We start from the raw sequence: 17,420 nt of genomic DNA, 5'->3' as shown, positions 1-17,420 counted from the left end.
GTGGAGGACGAGGGCATTGACTGATCGACGATCGTCTGTCAGTACGGCGTCTCAGCCCTCGCGGCATCGAGGGCGTCGAAGAGGACGTGCGGACGTCCCGCGTCGAGGATCACCCGGGCGCGCACCCCGTAGACGTCCGCGATCAGCGCCGGAGTCAGGACCTGCTCCGGCGTCCCGCCCGCGACGACACGTCCTTCCCGCAGCACCAGCAGGTCGTCGCAGAAGAGCGCGGCGAGGTTCAGGTCGTGCAGCGCCACGATCGTGGTGACGGGCAGTTCCCGCACCAGGGCGAGCAGCTCGAGCTGGTGGCGGATGTCGAGGTGGTTCGTCGGCTCGTCCAGCAGCAGCTCGCGCGGCTCCTGAGCGAGGGCACGGGCGATGTGCGCGCGCTGACGTTCGCCGCCCGAGAGGGTGCGCCAGAGGTGGTCGGCCTTCGCCAGCAAGCCGACATGCTCCAGCGCACGATCGATGGCGCGGAGATCCTCGGCGGAATCGCCGCCCAGGAGGGAGCGGTGCGGGGTGCGTCCGAGCCGCACGACGTCGCGCACGGGAAGGTCCGCCTCCGTCTCGGCCTGCTGCGTGACCGTTGCGACCGCTCGCGCGACCTCGCGCCGGCGCAGGGTCGAGAGCACCGTGCCGTCGAGGGTGACCACTCCCGTATCCGGCGCGGCAACCCCCTGAAGCAGCCGCAGGAGCGACGACTTGCCGGAGCCGTTCGGCCCGAGCAGGCCGACCGTCGATCCGGGCCGCGGGCGGAGGGTGACGCCGTCGATGACGAGCCGCCCGCCCCGCCGCCATGCGACGCGATCGGCCTCGAGCGTCACGAGCGCCCCCGGCGCAGCAGCAGCAGCATGAATACCGGCACGCCAACGAGTGCCGTGCCAACCCCGACCGGGAGCGGCGTCGGCGCGAAGACGACCCGCGATCCCGCATCGACCCACACCATGAAGACCGCGCCGAGCAGGATGGTCGCCGGGATCACCCGGGAGTGCCGCTGCCCGAACACGAGCCGCGCCGCGTGCGGCAGCACCAGCCCCACGAAGCCGATCGCGCCCGCGATGCTGACCAGGGTCGCCGTCAGCAGCGCCGTCACGACGAGCAGCAGGAGCCGCGTGCGCCCCACATGCACCCCGAGGGAGGCGGCGACGTCCTCGCCGAACGCGAACGCGTCGAGGGTGCGCGCGCAGGCGAGACACACCAGCGATCCGACCAGCACGACGGAGCCGCTCAGCGCCACGTCGTCCCAGCGCATCGCCTCCAGCGAGCCGAGCAGCCAGAACATCACTCCGCGCGTCTCGTCCGAGTCGGCGAGCGCGAAGACGATCAGCGAGGTCAGCGCCGAGAACAGCTGTGTGCTCGCCACTCCGGCCAGAATCACTCCCGACGTGCCGCCAGACGAGAACCGCGTGAGCAGCAGGACGAAGCCGAACGCGACGAGCGCGCCGACGAAGGCGCCTCCGGAGAGGCCGATCGCGCCGCCGCCGACCCCCAGCACACCCACGACGACGGCGCCCGTCGACGCCCCGGAGGAGACGCCAAGCACGAACGGGTCGGCGAGCGGATTGCGCAGCAGCGACTGCAGGATCACGCCGCACACACCAAGTCCCGCGCCGCAGGAGGCAGCCACGAGCGCGCGCGGTAGGCGCTCCTGCCAGACGATAGCGTCCTCGGCGGTGCGGACGGGGATGTCCGCGAGCCCGAGGTGGTTCAGCAGGATGTCGCGCACATTCACGAGCGAGACGTCCGCCGGACCGAGGGTCACCGCGACTCCGACCGAGAGGGCGAGCGCAAGGAGGCCGCCGACGACGAGAGCCGCCGCAACCACTCCCCGCTGCGGCCGGCGCAGCTCCCGCTCGAGAGCCGCGGCGGTCAGAGCGCCGCCCCGTTCGAGTCCCACCACGCCTTGATCTTGTCGAGGGCATCAACAAAGCGGATGGAGGGGTTCAGCTCGGCGCCGTGCAAGGCGATGTAGCGCTTGTCGCGCACCGCGGGAAGCGTGCTCGTGAGCGGGTCGCTCTCCAGGAAGGCGGTCTTGTCGGCGAGGCGATCGCCGGGGAACCGGTCGCGCTGCAAGTCCCCCAGCACCAGGATGTCCGGATCGGCCGCGACGAGGTTTTCCCAGCCCTCCGCGGCCCAGTCGGCGGTGCGGTCGGAGTAGACGTTCGTCATGCCTGTCATGGTGGCCAGCATTGAGGCGAAATTGTAGCCGCCCGCCATGTAGGGAACCTTGGTGTCGGCGAACCAGAACGCGACCGAGTGTCCGTGGAAGTCGACGCCCTCCGTCGCGGCCGCCGCCCGGGTTTTCAGTTGCGCGATGAGCGCATCGCCGCGCTCCTGCACGTCGAAGATCGTGGCCAGCTCGTGGATCTCCTGGTAGAGCACGTCGACCGTGAGCGGGACCGTGCGCGTGCCGGTACCGCCGTTGACGCTTGCTCCGTTGTCGCAGTCGGTGGGTGCGAGGTAGGAGCCGATGCCCGTCTCGGCGAGCCGGTCGCGCGAGGCGACTCCCTCCGCTGAGTAGTGCCGGCCGAAGGAGGCGGTGACGAAGTCGGGATTCGCGTTCAGCAGCACCTCGTAGGTGGGCGCGTTGTCGGACAGCCGGGGCACCTTCTCGTTGGCGGCAGCGAGGGTTTCGAGCACGGGGTCGGTCCAGGAGGCGGTGCCGACCATCCGGTCCTCGAGGCCGAGGGAGAGCAGGATCTCGGTCGAGTCCTGATCGAGCGACACCACCCGCTGCGGAGGCGCCGAGACGGTGGTCTGCACGCCGCAGTTGTCGAGGGTCACCGGGTAGCTCGTGGTGCCCTCGCCGACTGCGGCCGTGCTCGCGGGCGCGACCGCCTCGGAGGCGCCACAGCCGGTGAGGGCCACGAGGGTCAGAGCGGCGAGGACGAGGGCGGCGGGGCGTCGTCGAGACGTGGACATAGATCTCCCGGAGTGGTCGGCGTGCTGGCGCGTGTGCTGTGAGCGTTCGGCAGAGGAGCCGGTGCACAGCGCGGGTAAGCATAGCCTTACCTCTCTTGACCCCGTCAATGCGCGCCGATCATTTCGCGCCAGCCCGGCTCCCTCTCACCTCAGGCACTGCTTTTCGGGCCTCTCCTCCTCAAGGAACACGGCATTCGCGCCTGAGTGCCGCACCGTGCTGGATCGCGCGAGGCGCGCACGCAGGCACAGAACCAGGCGCAGAGAGACGGGACACAAGCCGCTACTGAAACCCCCAATTGGGGGCGGAAAATACGACAGTCGGTCTTCCCCTCGGAGCACGAGCGCGCGATCCTGGACTCCGGCGGTCGGCCGGGCTCCTCCGCCGGGAGCTCGATCCCGTCCCCGAGATAAGGAACTCAGCGCCGTGCCCGCTCCCTCCGCAGCGCCCGTCACCAGTCGGCCCACGCTGGTGCGCAAGGCCGATGCGACCGGCTACCGCCCCGAGATCGAGGGACTGCGCGCAGTCGCCTCACTCCTGGTCGCGACCTTCCACATCTGGCTCGGGCGCGTCTCCGGAGGCGTCGACGTCTTCTTCGTCGTCGCCGGCTTCCTCACCACGATCACCCTCGTCGGCCACATTCGCCGCTACGGCCGTGTACGCCCGATCGCGTTTATCTCGCGGCTCGCCTCGCGCCTGTTCCCCGCCGCCGCGGTGGTGCTGGTCGCGGTCGCCGCGCTGGCCCCGGTACTCCTGCGCCCCTCGCAGCTGCTGCAAACCTTCACCGAAGTGCTCGCCTCGACCTTCTACGTCGAGAACATCGCGCTCGCTAGGGCCGGGGTCGACTACCTCGCGCAGGACGACTTCCACTCGCCCGTGCAGAACTTTTGGGCGATGTCGGTGCAGGGGCAGTTCTACGTGATCTGGCTCGGGATGGCCCTGATCGCCCTCCTCCTTGCCGTGCTTGTGCGGCGTCGCGCTCACGCGCTGCGGATCCTCCTGGTCCTCATCGCGGCACTCACCGCCCTCTCGTTTGCGTTCTCGGTGGTGCGGGTCGGCATCGATCAGCCGACCGCCTACTACAGCACCCTCGCCCGCTCGTGGGAGTTCGGCCTCGGCTCGCTCGCCGCGCTCGTGCTGCCCGGCCGCACGCTGCCGACCGCCCTGCGAGTGATCGCCGGCTGGCTCGGGCTGATCGGAGTCGTCACCTGCGGTGTCGTCTTGCAGGTCTCGACCGCGTTCCCCGGCGCGGCAGCGCTCTGGCCGACGCTCTCGGCGGTACTGGTGCTCGTGGCGGGCTCCGGCCCGGCCCCGACGTACGGAGTCGCTCGCCTGCTCGCCCTGCGCCCGCTCGTCTGGCTGGGCGGCATCAGCTACGGCCTGTACCTCTGGCACTGGCCGATCCTCGTCTTCTGGCGCGAGAGTACGGGCGAGGATCCGGGTGCCCTCGCCGGCCTCGGGATCATCGCCGCCGCGGTCCTGCTCGCCCTGCTCTCGAAGACCTTCGTCGAGGATCCGCTGCACCGCCGCGCACCTGCCGACCGTCCTCAGCGACACCGCACGCTCGCTCCGGCAGCCCTGCTGAGTGTCGCCGCTCTCGTCGGAGTCGCCGCCCTCACGGGCACCACTGCCGCTATTGGCGCCGACCTCTCCCGCGCGCACGAACTCCCCGTCTCGACGCAGGGCTGTGTCGGCGCCGCTGCCCTCGAGAACGCCGAGGCCTGTGCCGCGACGCGCTCGTGGACCACGAGCGTCCCCGCCGTCGATGCCTCCGAGGACGGCTCGGCCCTCAACACCGACGAGTGCAGCACCGGTAACTCGGGCATCGAGCTCAAGGAGTGCCGCTTCGGCGACCCGACCGGACGCCGCGTCCTCCTGATCGGCAACTCCCATGCCGCCTCCTTCTTCCCGGCGCTGCGCATCGTCGCCGAGGAACGGGGCTGGGACCTGCACACCTACTACAAGACCGGCTGCGTCTTCTCAACGGCCGAGCGCCGCGACGACTCCTCCGCCTCCCGCCGCTCCTGCGCCACCTGGAACGAGTCACTCCAGAAGGCATTGGCCGAGCAGGAACCGTACGACCTGATGGTCACGGCCTACTCGGCGAAGAAGTCGGTGTTCGTCGATGCCTCGGGCACGCCAGACGAGCAGGCGGCGATCGACGGTTTCCGCGAATCGTGGGCGCCGCTGATCGCCCGCGGATCCACGGTCGTCGCGATTCGCGACAATCCCGTCCTGCCGTCCCTCTCGCTACTCGCCTGCGCCGAAGGGCCGGCAACCGCCGAGGATTGCCGGATCCCGCTGGACGAGGCGTTCGCCGACCGCGAGTTGATGGCCGCCGCCGCCGAGGGCTGGCCAGGCGCCGCCGCCGCCGACATGACCCGCTGGTTCTGCGACGACGACGGCTGCCCGCTGGTCATCGGTGGGGTGAAGGTGTATCGCGATCTCGGACACCTCACCGAGACGTATGCGCGCACACTCGCGCCCTACCTCGGACGCGCGCTGGATCCGCTGCTGAGCTGAGCTGAGCCGACGGGACCTCGCGACCGCAGTGCGCAGGGCGGGGCGGCGTGTCGGCGAGACATATGCAAGACTACGCATATGAACAGGGATGCGCAGAGCTAATGGGCCACTCGCACGGCGGTGCGGCCGGGTCCGCTGCCGCGCGGCACCGGCGTCCGCTGGTCGCCGCCTTCCTGCTGACCGCGGCGTTCATGGTGGTCGAGTTCGCCGTCGGAGTGTCGACAGGCTCGCTCGCGCTGCTCTCGGACGCCGCACACATGGGCACCGACGTCCTCGCGCTCGGGATGTCGCTCGCGGCGATCACCCTCGCTGCACGTCCCGCCACGAAGGGGCGCACCTACGGCTCCTACCGCCTTGAAGTGCTCGCCGCCCTCGCGAACGGCCTGCTGCTGTTCGCCGTCGCCGGCTTCGTGATCGTGGAGGCGGTGCGGCGCTTCGCCGAGCCGCCCGCGGTGCCAGGTGGTCCCCTCCTGATCACCGCCGTCGTCGGACTGGCCGTGAACCTGCTGAGTCTGCGCCTGCTCTCGGTCGGCGCGAAAGAGAGCATCACCCTCCGCGGAGCCTCGCTCGAGGTGCTCGGGGATGCGCTCGGCTCGGTGGGTGTGATCGTCGCCGGGATCGTGCTGCTCAGCACTGGCTGGGCCTGGGTCGATCCGATCGTGGGCGTGCTGATTGGGCTGCTGATCCTGCCGCGCACCTGGTCGCTGACACGGCAGGCACTCGGAATCCTGATGGAGTCGGCGCCCGCGCACGTGGACCTCGACGCGTTAGAACGCGATGTCTGCGCCGTGCCGGGCGTGCTGGCGCTACACGATCTGCACGTCTGGACGATCACCTCCGGCATGGAGAGCGCGAGCGGCCACGTGGTGGTCGCTCCGGACGCTGACTACCGCACGGCGCTCGGGCGGGTGCTCGCCGTCCTCCGCGACCGCCACGGCATCGAGCACGCGACGATCCAGTGCGAGCCCGAGGCGTTCCCGGAGTCGACACACCGGCCCTGAGGCGCGGGGGCGGCCCTTCGCGCGCACCCCCCACGCCCAGTGTCCAAAAGTTGTCGCACTCGACCGCGAGTGCGACAACTTTTGGACACTCGAGCGCACGCCGGGCGTCAGTGCGTGGCGGCCGCCGTATCGCGCTGGAGGAGGCGCGAGACGCCCAGCACCACGGCGGCGATGACCAGCCCCAGCACAAGGCCGAACACCATCGAGACAGCCGTATCCGCGAGCCAGACGACGACCGGCCCGGCCGTCTCGACGGCGTGCGTGACGGCGTGAACCAGGTCGGAGGGCGCATGCCAGAACGTCTCGGCCAGGTTCGCGACGACGAGGTGGCCACCGACCCACAGCATGGCGAGCGTGCCGACGATACTGATCGCACGGAAGACGGCGGGCATCGACGCAACGATCCTCGCTCCCGCGCGCCGCACGCCCCGGGCCGCGTTCTTCATCATCCCCAGGCCCACGTCATCGATCTTGACCAGCAGGGCGACCGCGCCGTACACGAGCAGGGTCATCCCCAACCCGACGAGAGCCAGCGCGCCGAGCGTCGGACCGACGCCGAAGTCGGGGTCGAGGCCGTCGAGCGCGATGAGCATGATCTCGGTGCTCAGGATCAGGTCGGTGCGGATGGCGCCGAAGACGAGCTTCTTCTCGTCGCGCGCCTGAGTCTCACCCGCCGCGTGCTGCACGCCGAACCACTCCAGCACTTTCTCCGCTCCCTCGAAGCAGAGGAAGCCGCCGCCGAGGATCAGCAAGTACGGCAGCACCCAGGGCGCGAACGCCGAGAGCAGCAGCGCCAGCGGAATAATGATGATGAACTTGTTGAACAGGCTCCCGAGCGCAATCCGCCACACCACCGGCAGCTCCCGCGCGGGCGTGAGTCCCTGCACATACTGCGGAGTCACCGCCGCGTCATCGATCACGACACCCGCCGTCTTGGCGCTCGCCTTCAGGGCAGCGGTGAGGATGTCATCGACAACCGCCAGCAGGCCGACCGACATGTGCATCTCCTTGTAGTTCGGGGGGTGAAAATACTCACAGTATCGTGCGCTGTCGACTCCGCGGCCAAGGCCTAGCTCGATTGCGAGAGCGATACGACCATGCACCTCCTCCGCGCTGCTTCCCAGGACCTGAGCGAGGCAATCAGAATCACACGTGCAGGTGATCGATGTCGCACAGCACTGAGGATCCAGGCGGGATTCCTGCCGGGCTCACTCCGTGACCACGATCAGTAGCGCTCTCGCAGCAGACGCAGCCTCGGTCCGATCGACAAAAATCCATTAACGCTCTCAACTCGCTGAACGCGGAATCAGCATATGAGCGCGTGGGCTGCGCGAAGAACGGATACGCAGTGCCTCTTCGCCGCCAACCTGATTGCTCACGAGCATTGCGCGAGCTTTCGATGCCGGTTGCGCATCATCATGAGCGCGACTAGGCTCGGGCAAGCTTAGTTCACCGCGCAGAACGTGACTGACATCGCGCAGAACGTGACTGACATACAGAACTTGACCGGGGGGTCGTGTTGAGTGATAGTGCTGTGTTCTGCGGAGCGTCAATGGGAACGTTTCCGTCCTCTGAGGTCGCTGCGCCGCCTAGGGGTGCTCTTCTGGCATCGAGCGGCAGCGCCGTGATCGACGGCTGTGCTCCAGGGTTGACGGGCGCGATCGCCGATGAAGTGCTGGTGAATGGCGGCGACGTCGAGGCGGCCATCGAGGTCGCCGCATCGTGACCACAAAACTGGTCATCTTCGACCTCGACGGAACTATCATCCGCGATTCCACGGCGGCGCAAGCGATTTCGCTGGCGGCGGGAACTCTACCTGAAATTCAACTCCTCGAGGCCGAATTCCGCGCCGGCCACATAGACAGTGTTCACTTCTCGCGTCGAGCACTCGAGTTGTGGGGGCCGGATCACCTCATGTACTTCAGCGACGCTTGGGCGAGTGTGGCGAAGATCGACGACCTGGATGCTGCCATCTCGGGGCTCCGCAGCGTCGGAATCGTCACCTGCCTCCTCACAATGGCACCGGAAGAATTTGCGCGCCTCGTCGGAGACTTCGACCATGTTCGTGGCTCTCAGTACGGCATGAAGATACTGAACCCCGAAGACAAGCCCCGCATTGCCGCGCAGATCCAGTCAGCGATCGGCGCTGCTGATGACGATATCGTCGCGCTGGGCGACTCCGCATCAGATGTGCCTCTTTTCACGAAATACAAGCGGACGATCGCCGTCAACGCCACTGAGGATCTGCTTGCACTCGCGCGGCATTCATACTCCGGCTCGAACATGATGGACGCGCTTGCTCTCGAAATCGATCTCTCTGACGATCAGGGAAGTCGTCCAGCATGATCCTTACGACGTGTTCTGCTTTCGAAGCCAGCCACCCGGGGGCGTCTCAACGGATACTCGCCCTGCTGCCGTCAGTCACATGGCTATGCCGCTGCAGTGATGGAACGTTCCCCGACGGAGAGATTTATGCTCAGCTTCCAGGGCGAGCGGATGGTGCTCACGTGCTGATTCTCCAGTCGCTGTCCGGCGCAGAGGAGGATCTGCATACGGCGCTACTCGCCCTGCTTGTCACTGTGCGTGCCTACCGCCAATACGGCGCGGCAGAGGTGACCGTGTTCGTGCCACACCTTCCGTACTCGAGAGAAGACCGCCCGGTCGAAGGAGAGTATCGGTCAACGACGGCCGCGCTCGTTGCGGATCTCCTCCGAGTCGCAGGAGCAGACCGCATCGTGACGATCCAGTCGGGCTCAGTCGACGTGCTGTCGAAGGCCTATGAACCGCTTCGTCTCTCTCAAGCGTCGGCGATCGATTTCTTCCGCTCGAGCGTGTCGAACTCCGGTTTCGTCAACCCCGTGCTCGTCGCACCAGACGCTGGTTCTGCGGGGCTGGTCACCGAAGTAGCCCGAACAGTCGGACTCGAGTACCTCGTGGCCGAGAAGCTGCGGCTTGGAGCGTCCACCGTCACGGTGACGCTGGAGATTGACGGAGACAGTCTCGCGGGACGCGACGTCCTCATCCTTGACGACCTCGTGTGCAGTGCCGGCACCATGAAGGAGGCGGTAGACGCGCTCGAAGCGCTCGGGGCGTCCAGAATAGCTGCGGCAGCGGCCCACCTTCGGCTAACGGAGACCGGTCGGAACCGAGTCCGCCGGCTCCTCAGTGACGGACGACTAGAGAATCTCGCCGCTCTTGACACCTACCCCGACCCTTCGATCGCGCGGGTGTCGACCACGTCCTTCGTCGATGGATGCGCCGAGCAGCTTCGACCGCTACTCGCGCCGGCGTCCGACCGCTGTGACCACACTGATCACAGCGGAGTGTTCGCATGACGCGTCCGCGGTATCTGCGACTGTCGATATCGGTCATCTGTATTGACCAGACGCGTCTCGAGCATGAGCTGACAAAGATCGCGGCTCTGGGTGTCGAACGTTTGCACATTGACATCATCGACCCGTCCTACAAGAACCTCGGACTGCCGCCCGAGGTGATCAGCGACCTTCAGGCACGCCTCACCATGCCCGTGGATGTTCACGTCATGCTCGCCGAGCCCGAACAGCTCCTCCCACTGATCCTTGATCGCACGCCCGCCGCCATATGCCTGCATCAGTGCTCACTGAACCCGAGGGCTATCTCGATGCTAAGGTCTGCCGCCGCATCAGGCGTGGAGGTCGGTCTGGTGCTGGACGGCGACGAGCTTCCCGAGCCGTGGGTTATGGACGCGGTCGAGCCCCAGCGACTGACCGTGATGAGCGTCGTGCCCGGCGGAACCGGACGACCGTTCCGTCCAGAGGCGGTGCAGACTGTTCGGGCGGCGGCTTCGTGGGTGGGTCAGTCCTCCGTTCGCCGTGTGGAGGTCGACGGAGCGATCAGTCCCGAACGCGTGACACCACTCCTCGAGGCAGGAGCCGATTCGTTCGTTCTGGGCAGTTCGGTTTTTCCCGCGCGCGAAACTTTCCCCAACCGCCTTGCCGACCTACGGGCAGCGGTGGCACACCGACCCGAGAAGGAGAAACTTCAATGACCGCGCACACTGCGTCTTTTGACGGCGTGAGCAGGGATCTCCCTGTGGTCCCGGTGTCGAAGATGGTGAGCGTCGCCTTCCTGAAACTCTATGGCGATGTCGAACTGACCGAGCATTGCGCCGATCAGCTAACCGCCCGGCTCACGTCTCATGCCGATGTGCTGCTCGCCGGAGAGAGCGGCGGGATACTGCTCGCTCATGGGATCGCCAGACGTCGAGGTCTCAGCTATGTGCTCGCGCGCAAGAAAAGGAGACCCACTATGCGTCAGCCGCTCGCTGTATCGCTGACAACAATGGGCACCGCTGGCGAGCAAATGCTATTTATCGACGAGGCGGACAGAGCGAAGCTTCACGGCAATAGTGTCGCGATCGTTGATGAGGTCGTCAGTAGCGGAGCAACTGTCGAAGCACTGCGTAGCCTCGCTGATCAAGCAGGCGGGCACGTCATCCAGGTACTCGCGATCGCTACCGAGGGCGATGAACGCAGTGACGTTGATGTCCTGACGCACCTTCCGCTCTTTCCGGCCGAGGGACGGTGACAGGGAGCGCCCGCGCCGGAACTCAACTACGGTCCCGTCGTGATCCCGCGGGTCTGTGGCTGCTCTGCGGCATGCAGCTGCTGGTTGCGATGGAGTTCTCCATCATCAATATTGCGATCCCTGACCTCCAGGACGACTTCGGCGTCAGCCCAGCTCTCTCGCACTGGGTTGTGACGGGGTACGCGGTCGGGTTCGCCGCGCTCCTCTTCTTGGGTGGGCGCGCCTCAGAACGCTGGGGTCCGAAGAACCTGATTCTCTGGGGTATCAGCGGTTTCGCGATGACGAGTCTGCTCGCCGCACTGGCCTGGTCTTTCAGTGTGCTGATCGTCGCTCGGGTTGCGCAGGGAGCATCCGCAGCATTGTTGGCGCCATCAGCTCTCGCCTTTCTCACTCAACTCACTAGCTCGGCGGAGCGGCCGAGGTGGCTCGGTCTGTGGGGGGCAGCGGCGTCAGCCGGATTCGCCGCCGGTGTCGTCCTCGGTGGCGTACTCGTCGGATTCGCCGACTGGCGGAGCGTCTTCGTCTTCTGCACCATCCTCGCGGCAGTGCTCGGGGCTGCCGCCGCCTCGGTGCTCCCTCGAACGAGAGTGCCCGGTGAGCGAGTCGACATTGTCGGTGCCCTGCTTTTTGCGACGGCCAGTGTCAGCCTGGTCGCAGCATTGTCGGTGCTGAGTAACGAAGCCAGCCGAGGACCGTGGCTTCTCGGCCTCGCCGCCGTCTCTCTCTCAGGATTCGTGGTGCTCTCTCGTCAGCAGCGGCGGACCTCGAACCCCTTGGTGCCGCCCGGGCTTCTCGCACGCCGATCGGTCCGCGCCGCCGCGCTACTCAGCTTCGCAGCACCGCTCTCCGGCGGGGCGATGGTCTACTTCGCCTCCATCTATATGCAGGACGTCCTCGGGTGGTCTCGGTTTGCCTCCGGGAGTGCCTTCCTTCCCGACGCCGCGGCCGCTGCGGCTGGCGCGTACATCGCACCGCGTTTTCTGCGAACGATCGGCCCCCACCGCGCCGCGCTCAGCGGATTCGTCGCCATGGCGCTCGGCCTAGTGACCCTGTCAGCCCCGGTCGACCACGGGGTCGCCGCACTCGTGCAAGTCGTCGTCGGCACGAGTCTCGCCGGCTTCGGTCTTGTGCTGTGCGGTGTCGTGGCGACCGTCGTTGGTTCTCGTGGCCTTCGGAGCGGCGAGCACGGAGCCTCCGCAGGGATTCTCACCGCCGCCCAGCAGTGGGGAGTCGCAGCCGGCCTGGCACTCGGATCATCACTCGTGGAGATCTCGGCGCAGCTCCAGTCCGGGACTCTCGGCGGCGGAGTGATCGCACTGATTGCGGGGACGGCCATAGCCCTCGTCGCTCTGAGAAAGCGTCTGCACGCGCGACGTCCGGTCTGACCCGCGGGCGTGCGATCTGCCGGATCTACGCCCAGAAGAGCGCTCTCACCCGCGCGAGCAGGCTCCAGGACCACGGAAGTCCTGCAGATCGCACCCTGCACATCGCACCTTAGGACCCCGGCGGCGGCGGCCCCGTGCTCTCGCGCACCATCAGGCGCGTCGGCACCAGCGAGACGCCGGTGCGCTCGCCCGACTCCAGCTCGCGCAGCAGCAGGTCGACCGAGCGGCGCCCCGTGTCGCCGAAGAACTGCCGCACCGTCGTCAGCGGCGGCCAGAAGCTCGCCGACTCCTCCACGTCATCGAAGCCGACGACGCTCACGTCTCCCGGCACCGCGCGCCCCGCCTCGTGCAGCGCCCGCAGCACGCCGAGCGCCATCTGGTCGTTCGCGGCGAAGATGCGGTGCGATGTACGCGCCAGCCGCAGCGGCCGCGGCGTCGGGGAGGCAGGCAATCCCACCGCGACCGGGCCTGAGCCGGGCGCGCGACTGTCCAAAAGTTGTCGCACTCGACGTCGAGTGCGACAACTTTTGGACAGTCGCGCGCGTTCCGGGCCTCCGTGCTGCGGCCGAGCCGACCGCGACACCTCAGCGGTCGAGCGCGGGCGGGTGGTCGCCGTGCCGGTGCACGATCCGCCACCCCTGCCCGTCGATGCGCCGGAGGATGTGAGTCACCCGGATGACGAGCGGACGCACCTCCCCACCGTCGAGCCGGGTCCTCCCGCTCTCGCTGCCCACCGCGTAAGCGAGGTCGCCCGAGGTGTACACCACGTCATAGCGGGGATGCAGCTCCCCGTCGGCGAAGCGACCAGCGACCCAGCCGAGGGTCTCGTCGATGTCCGCTCGACCTCGCTCGATCGTGCCGAAGGCGCCGTACAGGGTGGAGTCGGCGGAGTCAGCCCAGCAGCGGCGGTACGGCTCCGGATCCCCCGCCGCCATTGCCGAGAGGGCTTGGTCGACCGAGGCGAGCGCGGCGGCGAGTTCCGGCGGCAGCGCGAACAAATCGACGGGACGCGGGCCTTCTGTTGGGTCGTTCATCAAGCGGACTCTACTGACGCGCCCCGGAACCGAGCGCCGCGTTGCTGGGAGTCAGCACAGTGACCCGATAACACGTTTCGCAATGCGGATAGTCGCCCGCGGCGGTCGGAGGAGGCGCGTACGTTCGAAGAACAGCCGGAGGGACGGCCCGACCGCCCGACTCCACCGCCCTGCTGAGCAGGCGTCCGAAGAGTCCGGCCTCGGAGCAACTGAACACCACGACAACCGCAACCATCCTCGACGGCGCTCGCCGGGGCGTCCTCTCCCCTCTCCGCTGCGGCCGGCACCGCGGCACCAGCACAGAATGGCGGCACCGCACATGGGCGCACTCCTCTACGGCACTCCTCCTACCTCCCACGAGATCGACGACCGCGCACTCGCGCACCTTCAAATCGTCATGATCAACAAGTTCCGGCGCGACGAGGCGTTCGCGTTCCAACTCGACGCCTCCAGTGCCCACGGCACCGGCCGCCAGACTCTGTGGCTGCACCCAAGCATCCCCCTGCAGTTCTCGTTCCACGGCAGCCGCATGCCGGCCATTAACGCCGGCTGGGTTCGGGTACTGATGGAGGAGGCGAACAGCGGTCGAGGCCTGCGCCTCGTCGCCGAGCCCGCGCAGCAGCCGGATTCCGCCGGGCTGACGCACGCGGCCTGAGCATCCGATGACGCACCGCGCGCGGGCGCCGGACGCAGAGGACGCCTCTGACTTCGTGCAACTCGCGGGGCCCGCGGAGCAGAATGCGGCTTTCGAGTGCTCCTCCACGATCGGCGGAGTCAGCGGCAGTCTCTGCGTCACCGACACCACGCTCGTGCTCGGCGGGAGCGACACCAGCGGCGGCGCACCAGTGGGCATCACGGCCAGGGTCGGCACCGACGACATCCGCTCGTGGCGCGTCACCCTCTCCGGTGCCACTTTCTCCCTCGCGATCGAAGCGAAGGCGCGGCACACCGTCGTCCTGCTTGCCCAGTTCCACGCCGCGAGCGTGCAGGCCATGACGCGAGCGGCCGGCCCGGCGGACGCCGTATCCGCCTAGCGAACTGTCACCGCTGCATGAGCCGCAATCGACCAGAGGTCGTGCGACCCTGGCGCCGATGGATGCACAGAACGGCGAGGTCCTCCGCTCCGACATCCACGGGCGGGACATCGAGCAAGCACGGGCGCTCTTTGAGCAGTCCTATAACGGGGACCGATTCGTGGTCGAGCCCAGCCCCGACTTCTCCTACCGCTACACCTCCGTCGGCGACGGCGACGTTACCCTCCGCGGCAGTCAGTTCGCCGGATCGGTGCAGGGCTCGATCCAGACGGAGGGCGAGTACGTTGTCTCGTGGCTGACCGCCGGAGAGGGAGCCACGGACCTCGACGGCGACGCCGTGACCCTTGGAGTCGGGCGGCCGGCGGTCTTCGTCACCAACAGGCCGAGCCGGTTCGAATTCCACGACTACCGGCAGAACCTCATCCACTTCGACGGCGTCTACCTTGAGCACATCGCGGAGGAAGTGGAGGGCACGCACGGCGGCCCCCTCCTCTTCGACACGACAGCCCGACCCGAGGGCGCAGCCCTCCGCCGCTGGTCCGCCACCGTCGCGACGGTCGCCCGAGTGATCTACGACGCCGAGAGCTCACCGCTTCTGCGCCGCGAAGCCGACCGCACCGTCGCGGTCGCCCTCCTCGAGACTTTCCCGCACGCCGCACTCGAGGCGCCCAGCGACCTCGCCGTGCCCCGCTCAGGACGGCTGCGCTCGGCGATCGACTTCATGTACGCCCACGCGCACGAGCCACTGCGCATGGAGCACATCGCCCAGGCGGCCGGAGTCGGCCTCCGCACGCTGCAAAGCGAGTTCCGCCGCGAGTTCGGCGTCACTCCCGTCGACTATCTGCGCCGCATCCGCCTCGATGGCGTGCGCTCGGAGCTGCGCGCCGGCGAGTCCGGGATCGTCAGCGTGAGCGAGGTCGCGCGGCGCTGGGGCTTCGCGCATCTGGGCCGCTTTTCGGCCTCCTACGCTCACCGCTTCGGCGAGCGCCCCAGCACGACGCTTGAGTCGTGACTGTGCATCAGTGCCTCCACAAGAGGCACGCTAACTAGTGTGAACCCACTCGAGAGCGGGCGAGTCGCAGAGAGACATCTTTCGCCTAATCTGGTCACGAACAAGCGCCCACCGTTCGCGATCCGGCGGCGGTGCATCAGTTCGAACCAAGCCGTGAGCCCGGCCGCGTCCTTCATTCTCATCACGCTCGTCTACAGAGGCAATAACGCCGGCAGTCGCAGCACGGATATCTATAACTCCACAACGAGCAACCGCGTGACGAGCAAAATCGGCTAAGTCCGATACCTCCACCTGCTGATGCTGCATAAGCTCACCAATTGCAACAGACATGCCATCATCTCGATAAGCCAAGGCGGCGTTTGTAATCTTTGGCAAACCCGAAATTGGATCAATGGGTACATAGTGCTCGGGGATGAGACGTATTCGACGGTAAATCCAACCGTCATCCGCAATATCGGACTGATCCTTGATCCACTGGCTCATGTTATTTAAAGTTAAGGCGCCAGTTCGGGTTTCGTAGCTCTACGAATCTCGAATAGTCGTCAATAAGTGAGCGCAGGTACGCTATCGGCATCTGCTTGATGCGGCCGTGAGAGACGGTCGCTTGACCATTAACCCCATCCCCGCGCCGCCGCACAAGAATATACGAACCATCAGCAATGAGGTCTAGTTCGATCAGCCAGTCCTGAGAAGACCATTCAAACGAAACTCCACCTTCACCATCGGGAGTAATAGCAGGATAAACACTACTTTCGTCCATTACCCGTCGCAAGAGAATCAGCAAATAATTTACTATTCTATAGGTAAAACCTGAACGAGGGTCAGCAGCCATTGAAAACAGGAGGTGGCGAAGGTAGTGGTCACAGTCAGGACGAGGAGTCGGAGCGACTTGATCGATGGCGTCATCCGCCATTTCTCCGAATCCGCCAGAGCCGCTTGTAGGACTTGATTCCCGTGCAGTTACAGTTGCACACGTCCGCGCCCGGAAATAAGGCTCTTTCACCTCATGCCTCGGGGAAGTCAAAAATTCGTCTTGCAGCAGAGTCAAGAGGAACCTCCTACGACACCCCACGTCTCCCGAAGCCATCCGGGCGTGAATTGAATGAACCGGCGGATTGACTCGTCGTGCGCGTCGTCAAGCAAAACAAACGCGCTTTCGCTGCTAGCCGGCCGGGAGAGAACTTTTATCCAGAGGACAGTCGTTTCGTCTGATGAACTGTCAACTCCGGCTGCGACCGATCGACGAATGCCGCCTTCGTTAGCTGGAAAGCGAAGACGAGCGCCAGCATACGTTCGGTCGTCTGTTATATGCCTGGCAGTAATGTTTTCAAGACCGGTCAAAAGGTAGAGCGCCACTCCGGCGCCCGGCAACTCGTTCACCGAATTTCGGTAGAGAACCTGAGACGCTTGAATAGTAATTTGGTGACCAAGCGATTGCAACTGTTCTTCGAAGGTCGAAAACGCTTGCAAAAGCTCTTCTCTGAGAAGCTCGAAGCCAGGGTAGATTTTGTCGGGCTTCAGTCGGTCGAAGTTCCACGACAGGCTCAATCTGTCCGCCTGAAAACTTATCTCGTTACCCGAGTCGGCGACCATTGAGACAAGCGGCATCGGCAGCCCCGAACTTCTTCCTGCAAATTCAACGGCACTACCATCATCCCCAATAGGAGGCAAGGGGAAGTGTTCCGAGATGCTCGGGTAATTTTGACTCATTTCGACGACAAATGGTGCCAACTCACTAAGAGTAAGGTCCTCAATCTCGGCAAAATGAATTGTCGTCCGCACGCGAATGACTGGCGGCCTTGCAAGTCGCAGGCGCGGAGTCACCGTGGTCGAGGTCATGCAGCGCACAGTAACAGTTTTCGCTGGGAAGCGACGGAGGGTGTGTGAGTGGCGCAAGAACCGCCCCGTTGATCACTCACACTCCACGCTATGAAGCGCGCAAAGA

Annotated in this window: 18 protein-coding genes and 1 pseudogene; 10 read left to right on the top strand and 9 right to left on the bottom strand. The window is 66.2% G+C overall.

The window, feature by feature from the left end; translation table 11 throughout:
- Positions 1 to 38: 38 nt before the first annotated feature.
- The 3 genes from HRF29_RS10405 to HRF29_RS10395 are packed head-to-tail and all read right to left on the bottom strand — an operon-like array spanning position 39 to position 2,922.
- A complete protein-coding gene (locus HRF29_RS10405; RefSeq protein WP_173248482.1) occupies positions 39 to 824 on the bottom strand; it encodes an ATP-binding cassette domain-containing protein in 786 nt (261 codons plus the stop codon).
- Entirely contained in the window at positions 821 to 1,897 is a 1,077-nt protein-coding gene (locus HRF29_RS10400; RefSeq protein ID WP_173248709.1) for a FecCD family ABC transporter permease, read from the bottom strand. Before HRF29_RS10400 ends, HRF29_RS10405 begins: the two co-directional genes overlap by 4 nt.
- A complete protein-coding gene (locus tag HRF29_RS10395) occupies positions 1,870 to 2,922 on the bottom strand; it encodes an ABC transporter substrate-binding protein (protein ID WP_173248480.1) in 1,053 nt (350 codons plus the stop codon). Before HRF29_RS10395 ends, HRF29_RS10400 begins: the two co-directional genes overlap by 28 nt.
- Before the next feature lie 424 nt (positions 2,923 to 3,346).
- On the opposite strand from HRF29_RS10395, the gene HRF29_RS10390 reads away from it, so the two are divergent.
- The gene (locus HRF29_RS10390; RefSeq protein WP_173248479.1) at positions 3,347 to 5,443 is read left to right on the top strand and encodes an SGNH hydrolase domain-containing protein; all 2,097 of its coding nucleotides are present in this window, start codon (positions 3,347 to 3,349) and stop codon (positions 5,441 to 5,443) included.
- Positions 5,444 to 5,544: 101 nt separating this feature from the next.
- On the top strand, positions 5,545 to 6,444 hold the full coding sequence (locus HRF29_RS10385) for a cation diffusion facilitator family transporter (RefSeq protein WP_173248477.1): 900 nt from the start codon (positions 5,545 to 5,547) through the stop codon (positions 6,442 to 6,444).
- A gap of 107 nt (positions 6,445 to 6,551) precedes the next feature.
- Here the strand turns inward: HRF29_RS10385 and HRF29_RS10380 are convergent, their stop codons facing one another.
- Positions 6,552 to 7,442 carry a DUF808 domain-containing protein gene (locus tag HRF29_RS10380; protein ID WP_173248475.1) on the bottom strand — a complete coding sequence of 297 codons (891 nt, stop codon included), beginning with the start codon at positions 7,440 to 7,442 and terminating at the stop codon, positions 6,552 to 6,554.
- A gap of 724 nt (positions 7,443 to 8,166) precedes the next feature.
- Here HRF29_RS10380 and HRF29_RS10375 point away from each other — a divergent pair.
- The 5 genes from HRF29_RS10375 to HRF29_RS10355 all read left to right on the top strand — a co-directional run bounded on the left by HRF29_RS10375 (position 8,167) and on the right by HRF29_RS10355 (position 12,395).
- The gene (locus tag HRF29_RS10375; RefSeq protein WP_173248473.1) at positions 8,167 to 8,790 is read left to right on the top strand and encodes a haloacid dehalogenase-like hydrolase; all 624 of its coding nucleotides are present in this window, start codon (positions 8,167 to 8,169) and stop codon (positions 8,788 to 8,790) included.
- Positions 8,787 to 9,779: a ribose-phosphate diphosphokinase gene (gene prs / locus HRF29_RS10370; RefSeq protein WP_173248471.1), complete on the top strand. Its 993-nt coding sequence runs from the start codon at positions 8,787 to 8,789 to the stop codon at positions 9,777 to 9,779. Before HRF29_RS10375 ends, prs begins: the two co-directional genes overlap by 4 nt.
- Positions 9,776 to 10,471, top strand: a complete 696-nt coding sequence (locus HRF29_RS10365; protein ID WP_173248469.1) for a ribulose-phosphate 3-epimerase — start codon at positions 9,776 to 9,778, stop codon at positions 10,469 to 10,471. Before prs ends, HRF29_RS10365 begins: the two co-directional genes overlap by 4 nt.
- Positions 10,468 to 11,010: a phosphoribosyltransferase family protein gene (locus tag HRF29_RS10360; protein ID WP_173248467.1), complete on the top strand. Its 543-nt coding sequence runs from the start codon at positions 10,468 to 10,470 to the stop codon at positions 11,008 to 11,010. The genes HRF29_RS10365 and HRF29_RS10360 overlap by 4 nt, the downstream gene beginning before the upstream one ends.
- A 71-nt stretch (positions 11,011 to 11,081) precedes the next feature.
- Positions 11,082 to 12,395 carry an MFS transporter gene (locus HRF29_RS10355; protein WP_173248465.1) on the top strand — a complete coding sequence of 438 codons (1,314 nt, stop codon included), beginning with the start codon at positions 11,082 to 11,084 and terminating at the stop codon, positions 12,393 to 12,395.
- Between the two features lie 109 nt (positions 12,396 to 12,504).
- On the opposite strand, the pseudogene HRF29_RS14700 reads toward HRF29_RS10355, so the two are convergent.
- Together HRF29_RS14700 and HRF29_RS10345 are read right to left on the bottom strand one after the other, a co-directional pair.
- Positions 12,505 to 12,792: pseudogene (locus tag HRF29_RS14700) on the bottom strand (substrate-binding domain-containing protein); the annotation flags it as partial.
- 187 nt (positions 12,793 to 12,979) lie between these two features.
- Positions 12,980 to 13,429 carry a YybH family protein gene (locus tag HRF29_RS10345; protein ID WP_173248463.1) on the bottom strand — a complete coding sequence of 150 codons (450 nt, stop codon included), beginning with the start codon at positions 13,427 to 13,429 and terminating at the stop codon, positions 12,980 to 12,982.
- A 319-nt stretch (positions 13,430 to 13,748) separates the two neighbouring features.
- Here HRF29_RS10345 and HRF29_RS10340 point away from each other — a divergent pair, with 319 nt between their 5' ends.
- The 3 genes from HRF29_RS10340 to HRF29_RS10330 are packed head-to-tail and all read left to right on the top strand — an operon-like array spanning position 13,749 to position 15,475.
- Positions 13,749 to 14,084, top strand: a complete 336-nt coding sequence (locus HRF29_RS10340; RefSeq protein WP_173248705.1) for a DUF7882 family protein — start codon at positions 13,749 to 13,751, stop codon at positions 14,082 to 14,084.
- 7 nt (positions 14,085 to 14,091) lie between these two features.
- A complete protein-coding gene (locus HRF29_RS10335; RefSeq protein WP_173248461.1) occupies positions 14,092 to 14,463 on the top strand; it encodes a hypothetical protein in 372 nt (123 codons plus the stop codon).
- A 58-nt stretch (positions 14,464 to 14,521) separates the two neighbouring features.
- On the top strand, positions 14,522 to 15,475 hold the full coding sequence (locus HRF29_RS10330) for a helix-turn-helix transcriptional regulator (protein ID WP_173248459.1): 954 nt from the start codon (positions 14,522 to 14,524) through the stop codon (positions 15,473 to 15,475).
- 30 nt (positions 15,476 to 15,505) lie between these two features.
- On the opposite strand, the gene HRF29_RS10325 is transcribed toward HRF29_RS10330, so the two are convergent.
- Genes HRF29_RS10325 through HRF29_RS10315 form a run of 3 tightly spaced genes read right to left on the bottom strand, consistent with a single transcriptional unit; the run spans position 15,506 to position 17,314 of the window.
- Positions 15,506 to 15,958: a hypothetical protein gene (locus tag HRF29_RS10325; protein ID WP_173248457.1), complete on the bottom strand. Its 453-nt coding sequence runs from the start codon at positions 15,956 to 15,958 to the stop codon at positions 15,506 to 15,508.
- 1 nt (position 15,959) lies between these two features.
- On the bottom strand, positions 15,960 to 16,523 hold the full coding sequence (locus tag HRF29_RS10320; RefSeq protein WP_173248455.1) for a hypothetical protein: 564 nt from the start codon (positions 16,521 to 16,523) through the stop codon (positions 15,960 to 15,962).
- Positions 16,520 to 17,314 carry a hypothetical protein gene (locus HRF29_RS10315; RefSeq protein WP_173248453.1) on the bottom strand — a complete coding sequence of 265 codons (795 nt, stop codon included), beginning with the start codon at positions 17,312 to 17,314 and terminating at the stop codon, positions 16,520 to 16,522. The genes HRF29_RS10320 and HRF29_RS10315 overlap by 4 nt, the downstream gene beginning before the upstream one ends.
- Positions 17,315 to 17,420 lie beyond the last annotated feature (106 nt).

This window comes from Rathayibacter agropyri, from assembly GCF_013249015.1.
Taxonomy (GTDB): domain Bacteria; phylum Actinomycetota; class Actinomycetes; order Actinomycetales; family Microbacteriaceae; genus Rathayibacter; species Rathayibacter agropyri.
The sequence above is the reverse complement of the archived record's forward strand: the minus strand, read 5'-3'. Positions and strand labels throughout refer to the sequence as shown.